The sequence below is a fragment of the Flavobacterium sp. PLA-DH12 genome, assembly GCF_059511845.1.
Genome location: NZ_JCAMPD010000011.1, coordinates 1 through 22,100 on the forward strand (window position 1 = coordinate 1; position 22,100 = coordinate 22,100).

Here is a 22,100-nt window from a genome sequence, read left to right on the forward strand (position 1 = left end):
GTTCTTTTTCGAATCTCTCGATTCCATTACTCTTATATTTCTGTCCCGATCAATCGGGACGGCTGTCAATTCAATATGTCTACGAACGTAATTTCTTTGTCTTTCGCCTATCTCTCAAAGCGGATGCAAAACTAAAACTTCTTTTTGTTTCCTGCAAGAAAAACTTAAAAAAAATTTGAAGCTTTTTTTTCGCCTCATTCTCTCAATTCTTCTCCCAATCTATCAATGAACTTTCCATGTTTTGCGGGGTGCAAATGTAGAAAGCATTTCCGAATCCCGCAAGCTTTTCCGAATCTTTTTTTTTCGAAAATTTCTTTTCTTCAGATCCTTCCTTCCTGCCGGTATTTCGAAGAGCGCCTTTCGCTGTTGCGGGTGCAAAAGTAGAACCTTTTTCCGCTTTTCCAACACTTTTGCCCAGCTTTTTTCCATCTTTTTTTTCCTTTTTTCTTAACACTCTGATAACGGACGGTTTACATCTCAAAGTTTTTTCAATACGTGTAAGTTTTTACTGATTATGTTGTGATTTTCATATTCTACGCGAAGTTTTCCTTCTACATTTTACAGAGTTTTCAGGCTTCATCTCTGTTTTTATATGATTTTTTAATTTTTAAAACTCCTCTTTCCCCGAAAGCCTCTTTATGAAAACAGGTTTAATTAGCCCCGATAGGAGTGGAAATCCTTTTGTGCCGAGGTTCGGCACAAAAGATTGTAATGGATAGCGGGATTAAGCTCCTGAAAAATCATAATATTCAAATCATACTTATATATATGCATAAAAAAACAAACCCGACTGCTTCTCAAAAACTGTCGGGTTAGATATTAGGATTTTACTTTTTACTTAGTCAAAGCGAATTGCTTTTACTGGAGATATTTTAGTTATTATATAAGATGGGATTAACAACACTAAAAAGCAAACTCCAATAGTTAGCAAGTTTAACAGCAGTATATAGATCCAATTTAGATATACTGGAGCTTGGTTTACGTAATAGTTTTCAGGGTTCAGCTGAATTATTCCAAACTGTTGCTGAATTAACAGAATTGAAATCCCGATCAAATTCCCCCAGAACAGTCCTCGAAGAATTAAGTAGAAGGCATTATATAAAAATATCTTACGAACCGACCAGTTATTTGCTCCCATTGATTTTAGAATTCCAATCATTTGGGTTCTTTCTAAAATAAGAACTAAGAGCGCTACTATCATATTAATAGTAGCAACCATTATCATGACTCCTAAAATGATTATGATATTAAAATCAAACAACTCAAGCCAATCAAAAATATAACTGTATTTCTCTATAATTGTTTTCGTATCCAGGTTAGACGAAGTTGCTTCGTACACTTTATTCCCAACTGCTTTAATTTCGCCAAAGTCATTGACAAAAATCTCAAATGCGCCAACTTGATCTTCGTTCCATTTATTGATTCTTTGAATGTGTCGAATATCGCCAATAATATATGTAGCATCAAAATCTTGAAAACCGGAATTAAATATTCCAGCAATTTTAAATCGTCGGCTGTTTGGGAGTTTTCCTTGTTCTTCTTTTATAAAAAAGGTGTTGAATTGATCTCCAATTTTTAAATTCAAACGATCTGCAAGGAATCTTGAGATAATAACATCTTCATTTAGTGCTTTTGTAAAATCAGGCAATTTACCTTCTACAATATATTCTTTAATATTATTCCAATCATAATCGGATCCTACTCCTTTAAATATAATTCCTTCAAATGCATTTTCTGTTCTTATAATTCCCGCTTTACTTGCCACTGCTTGAATATGGCTTACTTCTGGAACGGATTTAAAGTTAGGATAGAAATCTTGTTTTTTTGAAATTGGAACTGTCGTTACTTCCGAATTGTTATTATCATAATTAGAAATTATAACCTGCCCATTGAAAGCCGAAACTTTGTCACGGATTTTTTTCTGCAAACCTATTCCAGTTGCTACAGAAACAATCATCATAATTATTCCGATTGCAATTGCAGAAATAGCAATTTTTATAATGGGTGCCGAAATACTGCTCTTATAATCTTTTGCAGTGATAAGTCTTTTGGCTATAAAATATTCTAAATTCAAATTATAAGTCTTCTTTGGGTTCTTTAATTATTCCTTTCTCAAAAGTACATTTTAAAAAGAGAAATTGAGATATTCTTGCAAACAATTGCCAATTTTCATTTATAGTGGCAATTTCTTTTTCATTTCTTCTACTATATTATATGCCGCTGGACAAATTTCGACGTTTTTCAAAGTCAAATTTGAAATCTGGTAAAATTTATTTCGATCTGTATGAGGAAACTCGCGACAGGCTTTTGGACGAACATCATAAATCATACAATAGTTTTCATTATCCAAAAACGTACAAGGAACACTTTTCAAAACATAATCTTTATCCTCATCAATTCTTAAATACTGATCTATAAATTGCTGTGGCTTTTGCCTAAAATGTTTTGAAATTCGCTCGATGTCCGCCAAAGTAAATAATGGCCCTGTTGTTTTACAGCAATTAGCACACTTCAAACAATCCGTTCTTTTAAATTCTGCATCGTGCAAATCTTGCATAATGTAATCTAAATTTTTAGGCGGTTTCTTTTTAAGCTTATCGAAATACTTTTTATTTTCGTTATGCTTATCTTTGGCTAACTTACTTAAGTTATTTAAAATCTGTTTCAAGTTTAAAATTTAAAGTTGATGTGCAAAATTAAACAACTTTGAACTTGAAACCTTAATCTTTGAACTAAAACATGAAAGATCTTTTTGGAAAAGCAATATTTGATTTTTACACCAAAAATTCACCTGAGGACATCATTACCGAAACTTCGATTTCTGAAGAAGACGAAATGAGTGTTGAATACCTTTTCCGTACTTATAACGAAATGCCAAAAATAGAACAAAAGGCTTTACAATTGGCTAAAGGAAAAATACTAGATGTGGGATGCGGAGCTGGAAGTCATGCGTTATCACTACAAAATGAGCGCAATCTAGAAGTAAGCGCTATTGATATTTCAAAAAAAGCAATTGAAACCTGTCTTCTTAGAGGAATTAAAAACGCTAAAGTTGAAAATATTTTAGATTTTGAAGGGGCAAAATTTGACACAATCCTTCTTTTAATGAATGGAACAGGTATTTTTGGTAAATTAAAAAACTGCAATTCTTACTTAACTAAATTAAAATCACTTCTAAATCCAGGAGGCCAAATTTTAATTGATAGCTCTGATATCATTTATATGTTTGATGAAGATGAAGACGGCGGCAAATGGATTCCGTCTGAAAATGACTATTATGGTGAACTTGTTTTTAATATTAGCTATAAAGGGGAAAAAGAAGAATCTTTTGATTGGTTATATTTGGATTACAATACGCTTCAAAATGCAGCAATTGCCAATGGTTTAAATTGCGAACTTATTCTTGAAGGTGAACATTATGATTATTTAGCTAGACTTTCCATTTAAAACAAACTAAAAAACAATGAACGAACTAGATTTAGAGAAATTAAAATACCCTATCGGAAAATTTATTGAACCAGAACATTTTTCTTTGGAATATCTTTCTGAAAAAATTAGAGAAATTGAAACGCTTCCAGAAAAATTAGCAAAAGAAACCATTCATTTAACTGATGAAGAATTGAATACTCCTTATCGCCCGAACGGATGGACCGTGAGACAGGTTATTCATCATTGTGCTGAAAGTCATATGAATTGTTACATTCGCCTTAAATGGGCTTTGACTGAAAACAATCCTGTCATTAAACCATATGATGAAGTTCTTTGGTCTGAATTAAACGATAATTTAACAATGCCTATTCAGCCAACCATAGAATTATTGAAAGGACTTCATTTTAGATTGGGGTATATTATGAAAAACTTATCTGAATCTGATTTGGAAAAAACTTTTGTACATCCAGTCGACAATTCAGAAATTAAACTCAAAAGAATGATTGGAATGTATGCTTGGCATGGGAACCATCATTTAGCACATATTACCACATTAAAAGAATACAAAAAATGGGATTAACAAATGTTCCCTTTTTACACAGTTACACACTCCTAGTAAACAAGAAATCTCTTCATGTGAAGAGATTTTTCTGTTTTTACGGAATATTAAGATATTTATGAGTCTGTAATGAAACTCTCCATTTTGGATTATTCATAACATAATCAACAATAAGTGGAGTCATTTCTTCTTTTTTGCTCCATTCTGGCTGAAGGAACAAAATCGCATTATCGTTCACTAATTCTGCTTGTTCTTCGGCAAAAATAAAATCATGTTTGTTATAGATGATCACTTTTAATTCGTGCGCATTGTCATATACTGTTTGTGTTGGCAGTTTATTCTTTTTTGGCGAAAGACAAATCCAGTCCCACGTTCCAGACAATGGAAAAGCGCCAGAAGTTTCAATATGTACTTTTAAATTTTTCTCTTTTAAACGTTTTGTCAAAAGTGTCATATCCCAAGACAAAGGCTCTCCACCAGTTACAACAACAGTATCTGCATATTTTGCTGCATTTTCAACAATTAAATCCACGCTTGTTGGCGGATGAAGCTCAGCATTCCAGCTCTCCTTCACGTCACACCAATGACAACCTACATCACATCCCCCAATCCTAATAAAATAAGCAGCTCGTCCTGTATGCGAACCTTCTCCTTGAATGGTATAGAATTCTTCCATCAAAGGAAGCATAGCTCCTTTATTTACTTCTAATTGTATTTCTTTTGGTAACATTTTAATATTTTAAGAGTGCAAAGATAGTCAATAAAATACGTAACAAAAAAACCGATAGTTTTTTTGAACTATCGGTTTTCTATTCTTTTTTAAAAACTTAATTATTTTAAAGCTTTTATAGATTGTGTAGCATATGAATTTGCAGGATCTAAAACTAAAGTTTTATTGAAATACTCAATAGCTTTAGCTTTATCTGTATTAGCATAAGCAGCACCAATACCATTGTAAGCTTCTACAAATTTCTTTGCTACAGCTGGTTTAGCAACTTCTTCTGCACCCTTTGCTGAAATTTTAGAAACATATTCTTCATAGTTTTTAATGATTAAATCATCTTTATCTAATAAAGAATTAATTCTTGCTTTGTATAAATATGCTTCATCATAACTAGGAGCTGTAGCCAAAATTTTATCAAAAACAGCATCAGCTTTCCCTAGAGCAACAGCATCACGGCTTTCTTTTGGTTTGCTAGCATTACCATAATATAAAGAGATACCATAATAAACACTGTCGTCCAAATAGTTTTTAGACTCTGGATTACTTGCACCAAGTTCGAAAATAGAAGCTGCTTGTCCATATTGTTTTTTACTAAACAATTCTTTTCCAAAGTCAGCAAATTCTTCAACTACTAAAGGCTCTAATTCAATAGCTTTTTTAATATCAGCCAAACCTGAATCAAAAGCAGCTTGATCTACTGTACCATCAGCTCCAGTTCCTTTTTTAATTTTCGAAAGTCCTAAATAATAGTAGTCTCTACCGATTACTTTGTTAGATGGAGTATTGATATAATCTTGAAGAGATTTAATCGCTACATCAACATTTCCGTTCTCATAAGCAGCATATCCTAAATATCTGTAAATTCTAGGATTCACTTTATCTTGAGCAATCATTTTGTTAGCAACAGTTTCCAATTGCTTGTAATCTTTAACTAAGATCAAGAAATCAGCATGACGCATTTTAGAATCAAGAGAGTAATCTGTCAAACTTAAATATTTCTCGTAGTTTGTAATTGCGTTTTGCAAATTAACTTTAGCAGTAGAAGGTTTGTTTCTTGCCCATTTGTAATACGTTTCAGCTAACTCTCTGTAAACTGGTCCATAATTAGCATCTAAAGCGATAACTTCATTGAAAGATTTAATTGCTTCATCGTAAGATTTAGCTCCTTTCAACAAAACTCCTAATTGCATTTTAGCTCTCAACAAAGTATTATCAGCTGTAAAAGCGTCACGGTATGCTTTGTAAGCATCATTTTGATTGTTTGCTCCATAATAAGCATCTCCAATTGCTAAAAGTGCTTGTGCATTTTGTGGATCAATCAATAAAGCACGTTTTAAGATATCTGTAGCGCTTTTATAATCAGGATTTTCAGAATTCATATAAGCTCTAGCGATGTAAATAAATTCATTTACATCTTTTTTCTTCATGTCTTTAGTTGCTAAAGCGAAGTTAGCTTGAGCCGCTGCTGCATTTTTTGCATCAAGATCTAACTGACCTAAACCAATATAGCTTAAGTTTTTCTTGTCTGAAGCTTGTAATCCATTATTGTAATAGATTTTTGCAGAATCAACAACAGATTGGTTTAAATAAACATTCCCTAGCACAAAATTAGCTTCACCATCTGACGGTTTTGCTTTAATAATTGATTTAAGAAGCGATTTTGCTTTATCAAATTGTTCAGCATCTATTGCCTTCTTTGCTTGGTTGATGTCTTGCGCTTTTGCTGCAGTGGCTGAGGCAACTAATGCAAGACTAAAAATTTTAAATTTATTCATCTTTATCGTAATTAATTTATTCTTTATCTTTTATAATTTCACTTCTAATTTTAAGTTTACGCCCTGGAGTTTTATACGGTAGCAATCCAGATTTTAAAACGATACGCTGTCCAATATCTCCTGCTATGAATGAAGCAAACCCCATTCCAAGCCCAGAATAACCTTGACAATTGATAATAAACAAATCACGTGCCAAAGGATATTTTCCAATTTCTAAGTCATTTTGAGTAGGACTGTAATATTCATTACTATCCAAACCTTTAACATAAAGGACATTAATCTTATTAATCGTTTCAGTCATATCAGGTGTTGGTTGATAAAACCAATTAATACCAATTACACCAATCATTCCCTCATTTTCAGAAACAAATTTGATAACTTCATTATTCGTTTTAAAAGAGAAAACTCCCGACTTAGGTATTTCACCAATCTTCGCTAAATCTTTCATGTAACGAACAGTACTCGAATTAGGATTATCGAAAACAAGACCTTTAATTTTACCATCTGGTTTTCCTTGCATAAAATCGATTACACTTTTCAACGCAATTAGAGTATCATTATTGCTTTTGTTTGAAATAAAAGCAATCGCATCGTGCGCAAAAGGAGTTACCCTAGGATTAATTTTACTTTTATCGAAACGTGCTTTTTCTTCTTTAGTTAAATCACGAGTTGTAATTACAACTTTAGCTTTTTGATTTAATAAATCATTAATTACTTCAGCTTCTGATTTTGGTTTTACCGTAATTTTTGCATCATAGTAAGTACCCTCAAAAACAGCTACCTGATCATCTACAATTTGCTTTACTGTTTCATCAACCGTAATATCAAGTGATCCTTTTAAAATGGTTTCTTTATTAGTTTCATTATTGCTTTTTTGGTTGCACATGACAAACAAAAAGACAAAAACGATCAAACCTAGAGCCTTACTATATTTCAACATAATTATTCTTCCTTTGAATTAATTAATCTTAAAAATCTTATTCCCGAATATACAATCAGTAAACCTCCAAAAGCATATCTATATTTCCATTCCATGTTTAGCGGAAGTTTCTCCCAAAACATAATCATTAAACCGAGCACAAGATATATTAAAAAAAACAGTATTCCTAAAACAAGAAGAAATCGCTCTTTGAGCGATTTCTTCTGAATATTATTAAGCATATCTTTTAACATTATTCTGCAGATTGAATAGTAATAGGCAGAGAGTATAATACCCTAACTTTTTTACCATTTTGCTCGCCGGGAGTCCATTTTGGACATTTTTTAAGAACTCGAATTGCTTCTGCTCCTGTACCGTAACCGATATCTCTTAAAACTTTGATATCTGTTAATGACCCGTCTTTTTCAACTACAAACGTAACGTAAACTTTACCTTTTAAACCTTCTTCTTCTGGAGTTTTGTAATTGTTTCCTACGAATTTGTAGAATTTATCAATACCTCCTGGGAAATCTGGTTTTACTTCGATACCAGCTGTGTTATATACAGTGTTATCTTCTTGTACCACCTCTGCTACTGGTCCTTTTCCAACTGGCTCATCAACAGTTAAAACTGCGTCTGGATCTCCTTTGATAGTCTCAGCACCAACTTTTTTGTCTTTTAAATCAACAATTTTTGGTGGGTCTTCAGTTACTTCTTCTGCCTTAGCAACCACAGGTTTAACGAATTTTACCTGATCCACTTTTGGTGGCGGTGGCGGTGGCGGTGGCATGTTAGGTTTAATTTCCTCTTTTTTTGGAGGTAATTTTACCGTAGCCATCTTAACCTCTTTAACCTCTTCTTCTTCTGCAGAGTCTGGTAAGAAACTTGCAATAAGAGGAGCAGCAATAGCAGCACTAAAGATAAGAGAACCAATAACAAGTGCTTTCACAGTTGTTTTTCCGTTTGATTTTCTCAGCTCATATGCACCATATATCTTATTACGACCTTCGAATACGATATCAAGCCACTGATTTTTTATAATATCTAATTTCATACTTCTTGATTTTAAGTCGATAAAATTTAAGATTGCTCTTATTTTTTATCTATCACTTTTGTTTCTTCTGGTGTAAACTCAGGAACGATTGCATACGTTTCAACTCCAGTGATAGCCATTTCATCCAAGATATCAACCAAATTACGGTAATTTGATTTTTTCGTTGGTTTAATGATCACAATGATTCCGTTTTTAGGTTTCCCTAAAGCAGTAGAATACGCTAAAACATTTTTCTTTTGTTTTAATAATTCTCTACGGATGCCATCTTTACCATATGCAATATCTTTTGGTCCCACTTTTGGTGTTGCCAATAACCCCATATAGTAAACCATCTTATTATTCTCCCCTAACATTACTGTCATGGTACGATTTTCGTCTACTTTGGTGTCCTCAGTTTTCTTATTTGGATCATCGTCTTTATTTGGCAAAGACAAATCCATCGATTGAGGTTTTGACAACGAAGTAGTTAACATAAAGAACGTGATCAATAAGAATGCCAAATCCACCATCGCCGTTAAATCGACTTTCGAATTTTGCTTTTTACTTCTTACTTTACCACCTTTACCACCACCGCCGTCGCCGGTATTTAATTCAGCCATCTTAGTGTATATTTTTTAATTAAAAGTCTCTTCCTCTCTTACCAGTAACTAAGTTAAAGGAATTGATTTTCTGATCTTGCAAAATATCCATAATTTTTTTAATTTTTGGATATTGCTCTTTAGCATCTCCTTTAATCGCAATCTGCAATTCTTTATCATCTAAATCAATTGTAGCTCTTCTAGAAATTAGAAGCCAGTCTTTTAATTGATTATCTAACGAATCCAAAGGAATTCCAGGTTGGTTTGCTTTAGTTCTGTCTGCCGCTTTCATATCAATGATTTGCTTAAGACCTGTAATTGGCACACCAAAATCATCCATCAATGCAAATTTGGTTTTATCTTCTTCTGAAAATTCAATACCATATTTTGCACCCATACCTTCAAGAGTTCTTTTACGAACTTCTCTTCCTTTGATGTCAAAAAATACTTTCCCTTTTCCTACTGTAATAATAGCCAAATCAGTATCTGGCAATTTAGTTATAGCAACAGAAGCAGGCATATCTACAGGCAATGCCTCAGGCACTTTAGCAGTAGCGGTCAAAATAAAGAACGTTAGCAAAAGGAACGCTACATCACACATCGCAGTCATATCTGTCGATGTAGACTTTTTTTTCATTTTTATTTTAGCCATTATCTTTTATTTTATTTTTTTGATTGTGAAAAATCAAAAATTAATTATTGTCTTAAACTTCCTCTGAATTTTCTGTAAGTATTAACGATAGTAGTACCAGCCTCATCGATAGAGTAAGTTAAATCGTCAATTTTAGCAGTAAAGAAGTTGTAAGAAACAATTGCTAAGATAGAAGTAGAGATACCTGTAGCAGTGTTGATAAGTGCCTCAGAGATACCTGTTGCAAGAGCAGCTTGGTCAGGAGTACCAGCAGAAGCTAACGCACCAAACGCTTTAATCATACCAGATACAGTTCCTAATAATCCTCCTAATGTACCTAAAGATACTAAAGTAGAGATGATAGTCATGTTTTTCTCTAACATTGGCATTTCTAATGAAGTTGCCTCTTCAATTTCTTTGTGGATTACTTCTGAAGCTTCTTCGCTGTTGAATCCTTCTTTTTTAACATCTTGGTATTTTACCAAAGCAGATTTAATTGCGTTTGCAACTGAACCTTGTTGTTTGTCACATGAAGCGATAGCAGCTTCGATGTTTCCTTCTTTAATACTACCTTGAACGCTTTTCATAAATTTGTCAAGGTTAGTTTTTCCTGCAGCTTTACCGATAACAATAAATCTTTCAATAGAAAAAACAACAACCATTAAAAACATACCTAATAATACTGGTACGATGAAACCTCCTTTATATACTTGTCCTAATGTATTGATTGGATGTCCTGTTTCTGGATTACCTCCTTCGAAGTTCGCAGCATCTCCCATGATTACTTTCCAAATAAACACCCCTACTAAGATACACGCTACAATAATGATTCCTGTGATCATTCCTCCGCCATTTGAAGTGCTTTCTTTTTTAACTTTAACGTTTGCCATTTTTTTTAATTTTAATAGTTTTAAATAATTTTTATTTTTTAGTTATATTTAACTTGTAGAGGAGCAAATTTATACGTTTAGTTTAAATAAAAAAACTTTTTTTAATTTAATTGACCGAAATTTAACTTCAAATTAAAAAATATCTCATTAAATTGCCGGTATCATTTTTTAGATAAAACAAAAAAAAGGACGATAATTAGAAAAATTACAACGTTTTAGTAAATATTCAAAGATTCCTTTGATATCTTCTTAAAAAGCTGCGAATTTTTTTTTTATTAAATTTTCAATCAAAAAAAGCTTTTTCTTACTAAAAAAAACCACATAAAAAGTACCCAAAAACAAAGCAATACTCATATAACAATCTAAATTACAAATAAAAACATGAATAAAAAAGAGAATTTTATTTCAGATATAACTACAGGGTATTCTTCGAAGGGAGACAGTATTATACTTGGAGGCGCAATGCTTGACGGTGAGCCAATTGCAGAAGCCCATGTAAAAATTCCGCTAAAAACTTTAAACCGACACGGATTAATTGCTGGTGCAACTGGAACAGGAAAAACTAAAACAATTCAGGTTTTTTCTGAGCAACTTTCTAATGCAGGAATTCCTGTATTAATGATGGATATTAAAGGAGATTTTAGCGGTATAGCCAAAGAAGGTAAAGAAGAAGGTTTTATCACAGAGCGCCATGCCAAAATAAACATACCTTATAATGTAGCCGCATTTCCTGTCGAGTTGATGTCTTTATCTAAACAAAATGGTGTACGCTTGCGTGCGACAGTTTCTGAATTTGGACCTGTTTTATTCTCGCGTATTTTAGATCTGAATGACACACAGGCCGGAGTTGTAGCGGTTATCTTTAAATATTGTGATGATAACATGATGCCTCTTCTTGATTTAAAAGACATTAAAAAAGTAATCAATTATATTACAGAAGAAGGTAAAGATGAAATTGCTGCTAGTTATGGTAAAATCTCGACTGCCACAACTGGAACTATCCTTAGAAAAATTATAGAACTGGAACAGCAAGGCGGTGATTTGTTTTTTGGCGAATTGTCTTTTGAAACGGATGATTTAATGCGAATTGACGAAAACGGAAAAGGTTACGTTAATATCATCCGCTTGACGGATATCCAGGATAAACCTAAATTATTCTCAACTTTTATGCTGAGTCTTTTGGCTGAAATTTACCAGAAGATGCCCGAAAAAGGAGATGCAGACCAACCTGAATTAGTCATTTTTATTGATGAAGCACATTTAATTTTCAATGAAGCTAGCAAAGCCTTATTAGAGCAAATTGAAACAATTGTAAAATTAATTCGTTCTAAAGGTGTTGGAATTTATTTTGTAACGCAAAATCCAATGGATGTTCCAAGTGGTGTTTTGGCCCAATTGGGATTAAAGATCCAACACGCTTTGAGGGCTTTCACTGCAAATGATCGCCAGGCTATTAAAAAAACAGCAGACAACTACCCTACTTCTCCTTATTATAAAACGGATGAATTATTAACGAGTTTAGGAATTGGAGAAGCTTTGGTTACGGCGCTTAACGAAAAAGGAATTCCAACTCCTCTTGTGGCCACGATGATGCGTGCACCAATGAGTAGAATGGATGTTTTATCTCAATCTGAAATTGACGAAATAAATGGCAAATCGAAACTAGTTAAAAAATATGCTGAAGAAATCGATCGTGAAAGTGCTTTTGAAATCTTAACCAAAAAATTATCGGATGCAGCAGAAGTCGCTGCCCAACAAGAAGAACAAGCTCCTGCCAAATCATCAAAAGCAGGACCGAGTACAACAGAAGTTGTTACAAAATCTGTTTTGAAAGTCGTAACAAGCGCTACTTTTATAAGGGGTGTTTTTGGTGTGCTAACCAAAATCTTCAAAAAATAAAAAAAATTAAACCATATAAGCGATATAAGTCAATATAATACTTTCTATAAAGATTTTAAACGAACTTATATCACTTATATGGTTTAAAAATTCTATCTATTTTCTAACAATTCCAGAATCTTATTTTCTACTTCAGGCGTGTTCCATATATTTTCGATATTATCGAGTTTTAAAACCTCTTCCATAATCGCATTTTGATAATCTCCGATTGCTAAAGCTTCGGCGTACGGACGATCACTAAAAGTAACACGGCTGTAAAGCGGAATCCATTTATCTGGGTGTTTGTCTGAAAAAACTTTTTCTATTTTCTTTTGCAGCAAGAATTTTTCATCTGCCGTTTTGGTGCTCATTTCTAAGAAATTTCGATATGAAAGCTCTGCAATGGCGTCTGCATTTGGTTTTCTAGAGATCTGATATTCTGCAAATATTTTTTTCCAATCGTCTTGGTACTTTTCAATCATTTCACTCAAAACAGTGATATCTTCAAAACCAGCATTCATTCCTTGTCCGTAAAATGGAACAATCGCGTGACAGGCATCTCCAATCAAAGCAATTTTATTTTCGTAAGTCCACGGAAAACATTTCATAGTAACCAAAGTACTGGTTGGATTTTTAAAGAAATCATTTGCCAGTTCTGGAATTACTTCAATCGAGTCTGGAAAATTTTTCTCGAAGAAATCTTCGACCATTTTACGGTCTGTTAATGATTCAAAAGAGTTTTCTCCTTCAAAAGGCATAAACAAAGTACAAGTAAAACTTCCATCAAGATTTGGAAGTGCAATTAACATGTATTCGCCTCTTGGCCAAATATGAAATGAGTTTTTATCTAATTTATGTGTTCCGTCTGGATTTGCCGGAATATTTAATTCTTTATATCCCATATTCAAAAATTCCTGCGAATAATTGAACATGCTCTGACGCTGCATTCTGTGACGAATTCTAGAAAAAGCTCCATCAGCGCCAAAAACCATATCAAACTTTCTTTCTTCCCACTCGCCTCTTTCGCTTTCACCAATATGAAGTGTCGCATCGTTTAAAGTGACGTCCCAAACTTTCTGTTCAAAATGAAACTCTGCTCCAGCTTCTTCGGCAAGATCGATCATTTTTCGATTTAATTTTCCTCTTGAAATAGAATATATAGATTCGCCTTCCTGACCGTAATTCTGAAAATTTAATTTGTCTACCAAGTGAATGGCACGTTTGTCCATCGGAATTGCAATTTCTCGAACCGAATCACCAACGCCAACTGCATCCAAAGCTTTCCATCCACGGTTGGACATTGCTAAATTAATAGAACGACCAGAAAAATTTATTTTTCGGATATCTGGACTACGATCATAAACGTGAACGCTGTGTCCAGCTTTTTTAAGATAAATTGCCAGAAGCGACCCTACAAGTCCAGAACCAACTACAGCAATTTTTAATGATGTTTGCATCGAGGGAAAATCTAATATTGGGTCGTAAAAATAACTAATAATAATACATGAGCCGTAAAATAAATGAACAAATTGTTCGTAAATAGTGATTCACAAACATTATCCTGTTTTTTGATATTTTATAAATATAACAAATTGTTGTTTTATTAAATTTATTTACAGAAATTAAACATTTAATTTCGTTATTAGATTTATACAATTAGTAAAACAGAAATCATGAACATCGAAATTTTACAATCAGACATTATTTTAGAAAATGACAAAGTGCTTTTGATTCCTTTTGAAAGCGAAAGAAATATAGAACTCAAAGAAATCATTTTTGATGATGAAATCTGGAAATACATGGGAATGTATGTTCGAAATGATCAGGATTTTGAAAACTATATCCAGAATACTTTACAACAGAAAGCGGCAGGAATTTGCTATCCCTTCCTTATTATAGACAAAGCTACAAACACAGTTGCGGGAAGCACACGGTATGGCTATTTAAATAATGCGAGTCAGAAATGTGAAATTGGGTGGACTTGGTACGGAAAAGCATTTCAAGGAACAGGTTTAAACAAAGCGTGCAAATATGAGTTATTGAATTTTGGCTTTGAGAAAATTGAGTTTCGAAGAATACAATTCAGTGCCGATCTTGAAAATATAAAATCGCAAAAAGCTATTGAAAAATTGGGAGCTGTAAAAGAAGGCGTTTTTAGAAACAATTATGTCGACTCTGAAGGAAAAAGTAAAACTGATGTTTACTACAGCGTAATTTTGGAAGAATGGCAGAATACTAAACGAGATAATTTTGGAAAGTTTATCTAAACAATAATTCAGAAAACTGTACTTTAGTATGCGATTTCAAATGATGAAATCGCATACTAAAATGCAGCTATACTCCGAACATTATGTAACTCCAAAAACGGAAAGATTCATCAATAAAATCTGGTGTCTCGACAACAGCATCGGCGAAGGCCTAATCGAGAACAAACTCGTTCTTCCAAACGGCTGTTTTAATCTAGCTATTATAACTGGAAATTCTATTGAAGTTCATACGAGTAAAGCTAAATATGCAATGAACGCAGGCGTTTACTTCTGTTCGCAAATGACTAATAAAGTTTTAGTCAATATTCATCCAAAAACTAAAGTTACTATTGTTCAACTTCAAACTTGGACACTTTCTATGTTTCCGAAATACGATTTAAGCAATTTTACAGATTCGATTATTAAAATTGACACTGCAGAACTGCCTTTCAAAATTCAAATTGATGCTGATATTAAAATTGTATTAAACACTGTGAATACTTATTTTGAAACATTATCCGACTTACATTCTGAGAAAAATATAATTGAAAAAATCTGCGAAATCATAAAATTAAGAGACTTTGAAGTTTCAATTTCAGAACTTAGCAAATTATTGAATTCTTCTCAGCGATTATTGCAAATCAAATTTAAAACCGCAACCGGATTAACACTTAAAAAATATATCCAAATCTTGAAATTCAGAAAATCAGTCGATCAGATGGTAAATTCTGATTTAGAAAAACTAAAACTGACTGATATTGCACTTTACAATAAATATTTTGATCAGTCTCATTTTATCAAAAAGTTTAAAGATGTAACTAAAACCACTCCGAAAACATTCGATCCTGATTCCTATTTTCTTTCTCACAAAAGATAAGTTTTCGCATTTGTACAATTTTGTAGATTTTGATTGATTTACTTTTGCAGTACCATCAATCAAAATCAATTACAAATGAAAATCAATCAATCTTTTTTTCAGTTAAAATTTCTTTTAGTTGGAATTTTATTCGCTCAAATCCAATTTGGATTTTCTCAGGAAGCTAAAAGTTCAGCTTTATATAAAACCATTGTTTCAAAAGACAGTCTTCTTTTCAATATTGGTTTTAATACCTGCGATGTAAAACAATTTGAGAATCTTTACACGGAAGATTTTGAATTTTATCACGACAAAGACAGTATTTCTGATAAGGCTAAGTTTTTGAAAACGTTTCAAAACGGAATTTGTTCTCCAACAAGAAAATATAATTATCGCAGAGAATTAATAGACGGAAGCACAGAAATTTATCCTTTATATAAAAATGGCATTTTATATGGTGCCATTCAAATGGGAACGCATCGTTTTTACGAAAGTTCTGCTGAAAATAAAGAACAAGCTGGAAGCTTTGCCAAATTTACCCATTTATGGCTTTTAAAAAATAAAGAATGGAAATTAGCCCGATCGCTTAGTTATAATCATCAAATGACAAGTTCTACTGCTGGCATATCAAATCTTTTTGATAATGATAAGGAAACCGAAAAATGGCTGAAAGAAAATAATGTTCCCGCTTTAGGAATTGGAATTATTACAGATGGAAAACTAAAACAGATTAAAGTTTTTGGTGAACTTAAAAAAGGAGTTTCAGCACCTTACAATACGATCTGGAACGTAGCCTCATTGACAAAACCCGTAACTGCTATGACCGTTTTGAAATTAGTAAATGCAGGAAAATGGGATTTAGACGAACCTCTTTACAAATATTGGATTGATCCTGATATTGAAAAAGACCCAAATTTAAAATTACTGACTACAAGAATTGTTTTGAGCCATCAAACAGGTTTTCCAAATTGGAGATCTTTTAACGAGTCTAAAAAACTAGATTTCAAATTCAAACCTGGAACACAATACCAGTATTCTGGAGAAGGTTTTGAATATCTGCGAAAAGCATTAGAGAAAAAATTCCACAAAACATTAGATCAATTGGCTTCAGAATTAGTTTTTGAACCTTTAAAAATGACCGATTCTCAATTAATTTGGAATGATAAAATAGACCTTTCGAGATACGCCGTCAATTATGACAAAAACGGCAATGCTTATGAACCAACAAAAAATAAATCTGCAAATGCAGCAGACGATTTATTGACCACGATTGAAGATTATGGCAGATTTTTATCGAGCATCATGAACAACGAAGGATTAAGCAAAAAAGTTTCTGAAGACATGATTTCGCATCAAGTTCAGACCAAGAAGAATAAATATTTTGGTCTAGGTTTCGAAATTTACGATTTAGGAAATGGAAATTATGCTTTGTCTCATGGCGGTGCAGATCAAGGTGTCCAAACCATTTTTGTTTTGCTTCCAAAAACCAAACAAGGTTTAGTCATTTTTACCAATGTTGATGACGGTTATAAAGTTTACGAAAATATCGTGGTGCATTACTTAGGAGAAAATGGTCAGAAAATAGTTGAGATCGAAACAAAATAATTCACATACAATTGAATATCAATACAAGAACATGCTAAAGTTATTTATCCTTTTTTTATTATATATAAGTAAAGTTTTGACTAATTAATTGTGTTTAAAAATATTTGTTAGTTATGAGCATAGATCTACTTTTAAAGTAACTGGTCTGTGCTCTTACTTTTTTATATTCTGAAAAAAATAAAAAATTTGGGTTAATCTTGAAACCAAATCGCGAATCAGTCGTCTAACATTTTAGGACACCTTATTTATTTCATTTAAGAAGTTTCAATCATCAATCAAAAACGAATTTCATTAATCTAAAACCATAATCAATCCATTATGAAAAAATCAATCAAACTTATTGCACTATTTGTCGCTTTTCAGCTTTCAGCAATGAGCGTTTTCGCTCAAGATAAAGCACAACAAATTGAGCAGCTTTTAAACAAATACAACGAATACGGACAATTTAATGGTTCGGCTTTGGTGGCCGAAAACGGGAAAGTAATTTTCAAAAAAGGTTTTGGTTCTGCAAACATGGAGTGGAATATTCCGAATGAGCCTGATACTAAATTCAGATTGGGATCTATAAGCAAACAATTTACCGCTCTATTAATTGTAAAGCTGGCAGAAGAAGGAAAAATAAAACTAGATGTTCCTATTACAACTTATCTTCCTGACTATCCAAAAGAAAACGGCGACAAAATCACTATTCACCATTTACTAACACATACTTCAGGTATTCCTAATTACACAAGCGCGCCAAACTTTCTAAGAGACAAAGCAAAAAATCCATATACGCCTGAAGCCTTTGTAAAAACATTTTCTAGTCTACCGCTAGAATTTACTCCAGGCGAAAAATTCAATTACAGCAATTCGGGTTATTTTTTATTGGGTTACATTATCGAAAAAATTACAGGCAAAACGTATGAGCAGAATTTACAAGAAACAATCTTTAATCCTTTAAAAATGGTGAATTCTGGTTACGATCATAGCGATGTGATTCTAAAAAACAGAGCAGCTGGTTATGAAAAAGAAGGAAAGAAAATTGTTAATGCCTCTTATATTGACATGAGCATTCCGTATGCAGCTGGGTCTTTATACTCTACTGTAGAAGATCTAAATTTGTGGGATCAGGCGCTTTATACCAATAAAATGCTTTCTGAAAAATCGATGGAATCTTTATTCAAACCTTACATTAAAGCGTGGAATGGTTTTTACGGATACGGATGGTCAACTTATGAAGTGCCAAACGGCAACGATAAATTAACTGTTATTGAACATGGTGGCGGTATCAACGGATTTAATACTGTTATCTCTCGCATTCCAAAAGATAAAATTCTTATCGTTTTATTGAATAACACCGGCGGAACTGTTTTGGGAGAAATGAACACAGCAATTCGCAATATTTTATACAATCAGCCCTTTAATCAGCCCAAAAAATCTCTGGCTCTTGATCTATTAGATGTTTATAATGAAAAAGGAGCTATTTCAGGAACAGATACTTATAAAAAACTTAAAAATGATCCAACTTATGCCATTAAAGAGGGTGACATGAACAGAGTTGGATATCAATTATTGCAAACTGGAAAAAAGAAAGAAGCCATTGAAGTTTTCAAAATCAATGTTGAGACTTTCCCAAAATCTGGAAATGCTTATGATAGTTTAGGCGAAGCATATTTGGCTGACGGAGACAAAAAACTAGCAATGGTCAACTATAAAAAATCTGTTGAATTGGATCCTACAAATCAAGGAGGAAAAAAAGTTTTAGAAGAACTTTCTAAAAAATAGACGCATAATTATAGTTTAAATTTTTAAAAATGACTCCGAAAAAGTAGGTTTTAAATCTATTTTTTCGGAGCCGTTTTTTGTTACAACTTGGGACATTCAAATTCGGTGAATTATTTTTTTTAAATATTATTTTAGCCTCACCCAAAATAATTGAATAACCTATGAAAAATTTGAAAAACTATCGTTTTCTAACTGTCTTGCTATGCCTATTTGTTTCTTTCAAATCTTTATCTCAAAGCAATCAACCGTTAATGCCTAGCCAGCAAAACAAAATTATAATCGATAAAATTGTTGAAGCTACTCATTACAAAAACTACGTAATTGATTTCTGTCTCTCAAAAATAAATGAAGCTTCGGCAAAAGAAGGCTGGAACGAACAAAAGGCAATGGAAATTACGCAGAGCATTAACTATAAAAACTTTAGAGATGCGATCTACAATAGTTTTGTAGTGTTTGACGAAGTTGAACTGGAAACTTTATTAAAAGCTTACGAAAAAGACACTGCTTATCAGACTCAAAATGTCATGACCAACAATAGGGTTCTGATTAATAATCTGAACATTTTTGCAAATGATATTGTGCTTGGGAAATATATTTCTAAATAAGGTGCTAAGGTTCTGAGGTTCTTAACCTTTGTCAAAGTTTTAAACTTTGACAAAGGCTGTAACTTCAAACCTGAAACATGAAACCTCAAACAAAAAACCTCAAACAAAAAACCTACTTCTTAGGTTTTAAAATCAGTTTTGTTGATGTTTTTATGATTTCGTCTTTGTTTAATTTCATTTTTCTGAACTTTCCTGCATTGTACATTTCGGCTTGATCGTCGTAATGTTTGCTAAACGGATTTCCAGATTGGCCAGTTGGCAAAATACTCCAGCTGTTTTCTACATCTGAAAAATCTACAATTCTTCTGGTTGAAGGTCCACCTTTGGTATAATATTTACCTTCATCGTTAAATCCGAAAAATAAATTATTGATTACCTCATTTGAACCTGGAGAATTAAATGGCCCAACATTAAACAATCCGCGAAGCGCTTTGACTTTTCCTAATGGATGTTCGTGTTCTACTGTATGTACTTTCCCCCAATTCCATTCTGAAATATTTTCACCTAGCTGATTCTGCAGAGCAACAACAGCATCATGAAAAGATTTTGAAACAACGTCTGTTCTGATTTCTTTTATATTTTTTGTTTTGATGTTATCCCACCAAACCGAATTTTCATTTTTTATCTGATTGGCAATAACTTGTTTTCCAAGAGAAATTCCCAAAAACAAATTGAAATCGTCTTTCCCCATTTCGTCTTCAAATGTATTTTTCAAATACAAATAAATCCATTTATTGTAAATCGTTGGCGCGACATCTTCAATATTTGTGGTTCCTTTCCAAGATTTTAAAGCATTTATAACCTCCTTTTCTTTATCAGAAAGCGATTTATTATCTAAACTTGCAATTAAGTTTTTAGTCGTTTCAACAGCAACATCAGAAGTATTATCATAAATCATTTTACTGATGGCTTCTTTGTCCCAATCTGATTTGGCATCTAAAATTCCTGAAATTCTTTTTGCACGATCTTCCGGTAGATAATATCCTGGATATAAATAACCATTATCTATTGCTTCTGGTTGATTATTAGCAGAATACACATATCCCCATTCTGGATTTTCAGCTGATGGATTTTCTTCAAAATCTAAAAACTTCGTAATATCATCTTTTCCGCTTGAACCATCCAAAATCAAATGCGTATTAACACCCTCATTATGTCGGTACAATTTCCCACTTGCCCACCAAGCAACATTTCCTTTAGCATCGCCATACATTACGTTTAATCCTGGCGCTGCAATTAAAGAAACTGCCTTTTTAAAGTCAGTTGTATTTTTGGCATGCGAAAGCCCGTAAGCAGCATCTAAAATTTGAATTGGCTCTCTCGTATACGTCCAAGACATTGCAATTGGATTCTTCTTTCCTAAAAGATCTATAAAATCGTTCATAACTGGTCCGTGACGAGTAATCTTAACCTCCAAAACAACATCTGATGAATCTTTTACTTTAATCGTTTTTCTTCTGATTTCGTATTTACTGAAACCTGTTGGTGTTTGATATTGAAAAGGATCATCTGCTTTATTTTTTTCTTGGTAAAAATCGATATCATCATTTTCAAACATCGTTAAACCATAAGCGTAATCCCTGTTATGCGCCAAAAGCGGAAACGGAGTTCCAGCCAAATAACATCCATACAATTCATGTTTTGGTGTTACAATATGTGCTTCATACCAAGTTGCAGGTTGCGAAAATCCAATATGCGGATCATTAGCAAAAATAACTTTTCCTGTTTTTGATTTATGTGGCCCAACAACCCAGCTATTGCTTCCAACAAATGGAGGAATTGGAGATTGATCCAACATGGCAGTTATAGATTTTGAAATCTCGGTATACTCTTCTGTTTTCTCTTTTGAGATTTTAATTCTTGTATTATTAAATTCTCCTTCAATACCTAAATCTTTCAAATAAGCAGTCCCATATTTATTTTTAATATCAGTTAACAAAGGATCTGTTTTCTGAGCCATGGCAAAACTAAAAGACATATATCCAAAAATATTATAAACGTCTTTTATGGTAAATTTTTGCTTTTTTACACCCACCAAAGTAAACTCGATTGGCGTTACTCCTTCTTCTAGATATTGATTGATTCCATCTAAATACGCTTGAGTCAATTTATAACTTTCACTGTTTTTATCCAATTTTGCAATGGCTTTTGCCGAAGCTTCTTCGATTCCGATTCCCGCAAAAAATTTATCATTTTTAAGCGCTACACCGCCAAAAAGTTCAGATAAACGTCCTGGAGCAATTCGACGTAACAATTCCATTTGCCATAATCTTTCCTGCGCATGTACATAGCCAAGTGCAGTCATAGCATCTTTTTCAGAATCGGCATAAATATGAGGCACTCCAAAATCATCAAAATAAACTGTGGTTTCTTTCTCGAGATTATTCAATTGCAAAGAGCCTTCATATTTCGGTTTTAGATGAAAAATGTAAGCGCATAAACCAATCGCAAGAATTACAATAAGAACCAATAATGTCAGCAGGATTTTTTTAATTATTCTCATATTTTAAAAAAGGATGAAATTCGTAATAATGTAACTTTTCTTAAAAATCTTATAAGAGACAATAGTCTTTAAAAGTCTAAA

The 22,100-nt window shown here is 32.8% G+C and carries 21 protein-coding genes; 8 read left to right on the forward strand and 13 right to left on the reverse strand.

The genetic code is table 11. The features are described 5' to 3' along the window. Window positions 1-202: 202 nt before the first annotated feature. From AC5ZCW_RS18890 to AC5ZCW_RS18900, 3 genes are all read right to left on the reverse strand, one after another. Window positions 203-454: a hypothetical protein gene (locus AC5ZCW_RS18890; RefSeq protein ID WP_496121252.1), complete on the reverse strand. Its 252-nt coding sequence runs from the start codon at window positions 452-454 to the stop codon at window positions 203-205. A 384-nt stretch (window positions 455-838) separates the two neighbouring features. Continuing rightward, entirely contained in the window at window positions 839-2,074 is a 1,236-nt protein-coding gene (locus AC5ZCW_RS18895) for an ABC transporter permease (protein WP_496121253.1), read from the reverse strand. Between the two features lie 99 nt (window positions 2,075-2,173). Further along, window positions 2,174-2,668: a YkgJ family cysteine cluster protein gene (locus AC5ZCW_RS18900; protein ID WP_250348398.1), complete on the reverse strand. Its 495-nt coding sequence runs from the start codon at window positions 2,666-2,668 to the stop codon at window positions 2,174-2,176. Between the two features lie 71 nt (window positions 2,669-2,739). Between AC5ZCW_RS18900 and AC5ZCW_RS18905 the strand changes: the two genes are divergently transcribed. Together AC5ZCW_RS18905 and AC5ZCW_RS18910 are read left to right on the forward strand one after the other, a co-directional pair. After that, window positions 2,740-3,447, forward strand: coding sequence for a class I SAM-dependent methyltransferase (locus tag AC5ZCW_RS18905; RefSeq protein WP_496121254.1), 708 nt, complete (start codon window positions 2,740-2,742; stop codon window positions 3,445-3,447). A 16-nt stretch (window positions 3,448-3,463) separates the two neighbouring features. Then, window positions 3,464-4,009, forward strand: coding sequence for a YfiT family bacillithiol transferase (locus tag AC5ZCW_RS18910; protein ID WP_496121255.1), 546 nt, complete (start codon window positions 3,464-3,466; stop codon window positions 4,007-4,009). Between the two features lie 76 nt (window positions 4,010-4,085). Here the strand turns inward: AC5ZCW_RS18910 and AC5ZCW_RS18915 are convergent, their stop codons facing one another. From AC5ZCW_RS18915 to AC5ZCW_RS18950, 8 genes are all read right to left on the reverse strand, one after another. Next, on the reverse strand, window positions 4,086-4,718 hold the full coding sequence (locus AC5ZCW_RS18915; RefSeq protein WP_198855500.1) for a 7-carboxy-7-deazaguanine synthase QueE: 633 nt from the start codon (window positions 4,716-4,718) through the stop codon (window positions 4,086-4,088). Window positions 4,719-4,819: 101 nt separating this feature from the next. Continuing rightward, complete coding sequence (locus tag AC5ZCW_RS18920; RefSeq protein ID WP_496121257.1) at window positions 4,820-6,487, reverse strand: tetratricopeptide repeat protein; 1,668 nt, start codon at window positions 6,485-6,487, stop codon at window positions 4,820-4,822. A 16-nt stretch (window positions 6,488-6,503) separates the two neighbouring features. After that, window positions 6,504-7,427, reverse strand: a complete 924-nt coding sequence (locus tag AC5ZCW_RS18925; RefSeq protein WP_496121258.1) for a PstS family phosphate ABC transporter substrate-binding protein — start codon at window positions 7,425-7,427, stop codon at window positions 6,504-6,506. Window positions 7,428-7,429: 2 nt separating this feature from the next. Then, a complete protein-coding gene (locus tag AC5ZCW_RS18930) occupies window positions 7,430-7,660 on the reverse strand; it encodes a hypothetical protein (protein WP_111365906.1) in 231 nt (76 codons plus the stop codon). After that, complete coding sequence (locus AC5ZCW_RS18935; protein WP_343545090.1) at window positions 7,660-8,460, reverse strand: energy transducer TonB; 801 nt, start codon at window positions 8,458-8,460, stop codon at window positions 7,660-7,662. The genes AC5ZCW_RS18930 and AC5ZCW_RS18935 overlap by 1 nt, the downstream gene beginning before the upstream one ends. Before the next feature lie 38 nt (window positions 8,461-8,498). Beyond that, a complete protein-coding gene (locus AC5ZCW_RS18940) occupies window positions 8,499-9,059 on the reverse strand; it encodes an ExbD/TolR family protein (protein ID WP_343545089.1) in 561 nt (186 codons plus the stop codon). Between the two features lie 19 nt (window positions 9,060-9,078). Continuing rightward, window positions 9,079-9,690, reverse strand: coding sequence for an ExbD/TolR family protein (locus tag AC5ZCW_RS18945; RefSeq protein WP_177211949.1), 612 nt, complete (start codon window positions 9,688-9,690; stop codon window positions 9,079-9,081). A 44-nt stretch (window positions 9,691-9,734) separates the two neighbouring features. Beyond that, window positions 9,735-10,559, reverse strand: a complete 825-nt coding sequence (locus AC5ZCW_RS18950) for a MotA/TolQ/ExbB proton channel family protein (RefSeq protein ID WP_177211948.1) — start codon at window positions 10,557-10,559, stop codon at window positions 9,735-9,737. A 381-nt stretch (window positions 10,560-10,940) separates the two neighbouring features. Here AC5ZCW_RS18950 and AC5ZCW_RS18955 point away from each other — a divergent pair, with 381 nt between their 5' ends. Further along, on the forward strand, window positions 10,941-12,458 hold the full coding sequence (locus tag AC5ZCW_RS18955) for a helicase HerA-like domain-containing protein (RefSeq protein ID WP_343545088.1): 1,518 nt from the start codon (window positions 10,941-10,943) through the stop codon (window positions 12,456-12,458). 92 nt (window positions 12,459-12,550) lie between these two features. Here AC5ZCW_RS18955 and AC5ZCW_RS18960 read toward each other — a convergent pair whose 3' ends face one another. Continuing rightward, the gene (locus AC5ZCW_RS18960; RefSeq protein ID WP_343545087.1) at window positions 12,551-13,894 is read right to left on the reverse strand and encodes an FAD-dependent oxidoreductase; all 1,344 of its coding nucleotides are present in this window, start codon (window positions 13,892-13,894) and stop codon (window positions 12,551-12,553) included. 216 nt (window positions 13,895-14,110) lie between these two features. Here AC5ZCW_RS18960 and AC5ZCW_RS18965 point away from each other — a divergent pair, with 216 nt between their 5' ends. The 5 genes from AC5ZCW_RS18965 (at window position 14,111) to AC5ZCW_RS18985 (ending at window position 19,516) form a co-directional block, all read left to right on the forward strand. Next, window positions 14,111-14,704, forward strand: a complete 594-nt coding sequence (locus AC5ZCW_RS18965) for a GNAT family N-acetyltransferase (protein WP_343545086.1) — start codon at window positions 14,111-14,113, stop codon at window positions 14,702-14,704. A gap of 61 nt (window positions 14,705-14,765) precedes the next feature. Further along, a complete protein-coding gene (locus AC5ZCW_RS18970) occupies window positions 14,766-15,560 on the forward strand; it encodes a helix-turn-helix domain-containing protein (RefSeq protein WP_343545085.1) in 795 nt (264 codons plus the stop codon). A 75-nt stretch (window positions 15,561-15,635) separates the two neighbouring features. Then, a complete protein-coding gene (locus tag AC5ZCW_RS18975) occupies window positions 15,636-17,144 on the forward strand; it encodes a serine hydrolase domain-containing protein (protein WP_343545084.1) in 1,509 nt (502 codons plus the stop codon). A gap of 318 nt (window positions 17,145-17,462) precedes the next feature. Beyond that, complete coding sequence (locus AC5ZCW_RS18980) at window positions 17,463-18,911, forward strand: serine hydrolase (protein ID WP_343545083.1); 1,449 nt, start codon at window positions 17,463-17,465, stop codon at window positions 18,909-18,911. Window positions 18,912-19,072: 161 nt separating this feature from the next. Further along, window positions 19,073-19,516, forward strand: a complete 444-nt coding sequence (locus AC5ZCW_RS18985; protein ID WP_343545082.1) for a hypothetical protein — start codon at window positions 19,073-19,075, stop codon at window positions 19,514-19,516. A gap of 112 nt (window positions 19,517-19,628) precedes the next feature. Here AC5ZCW_RS18985 and AC5ZCW_RS18990 read toward each other — a convergent pair whose 3' ends face one another. After that, the gene (locus tag AC5ZCW_RS18990; protein WP_496121259.1) at window positions 19,629-22,019 is read right to left on the reverse strand and encodes a penicillin acylase family protein; all 2,391 of its coding nucleotides are present in this window, start codon (window positions 22,017-22,019) and stop codon (window positions 19,629-19,631) included. Window positions 22,020-22,100: the final 81 nt, after the last annotated feature.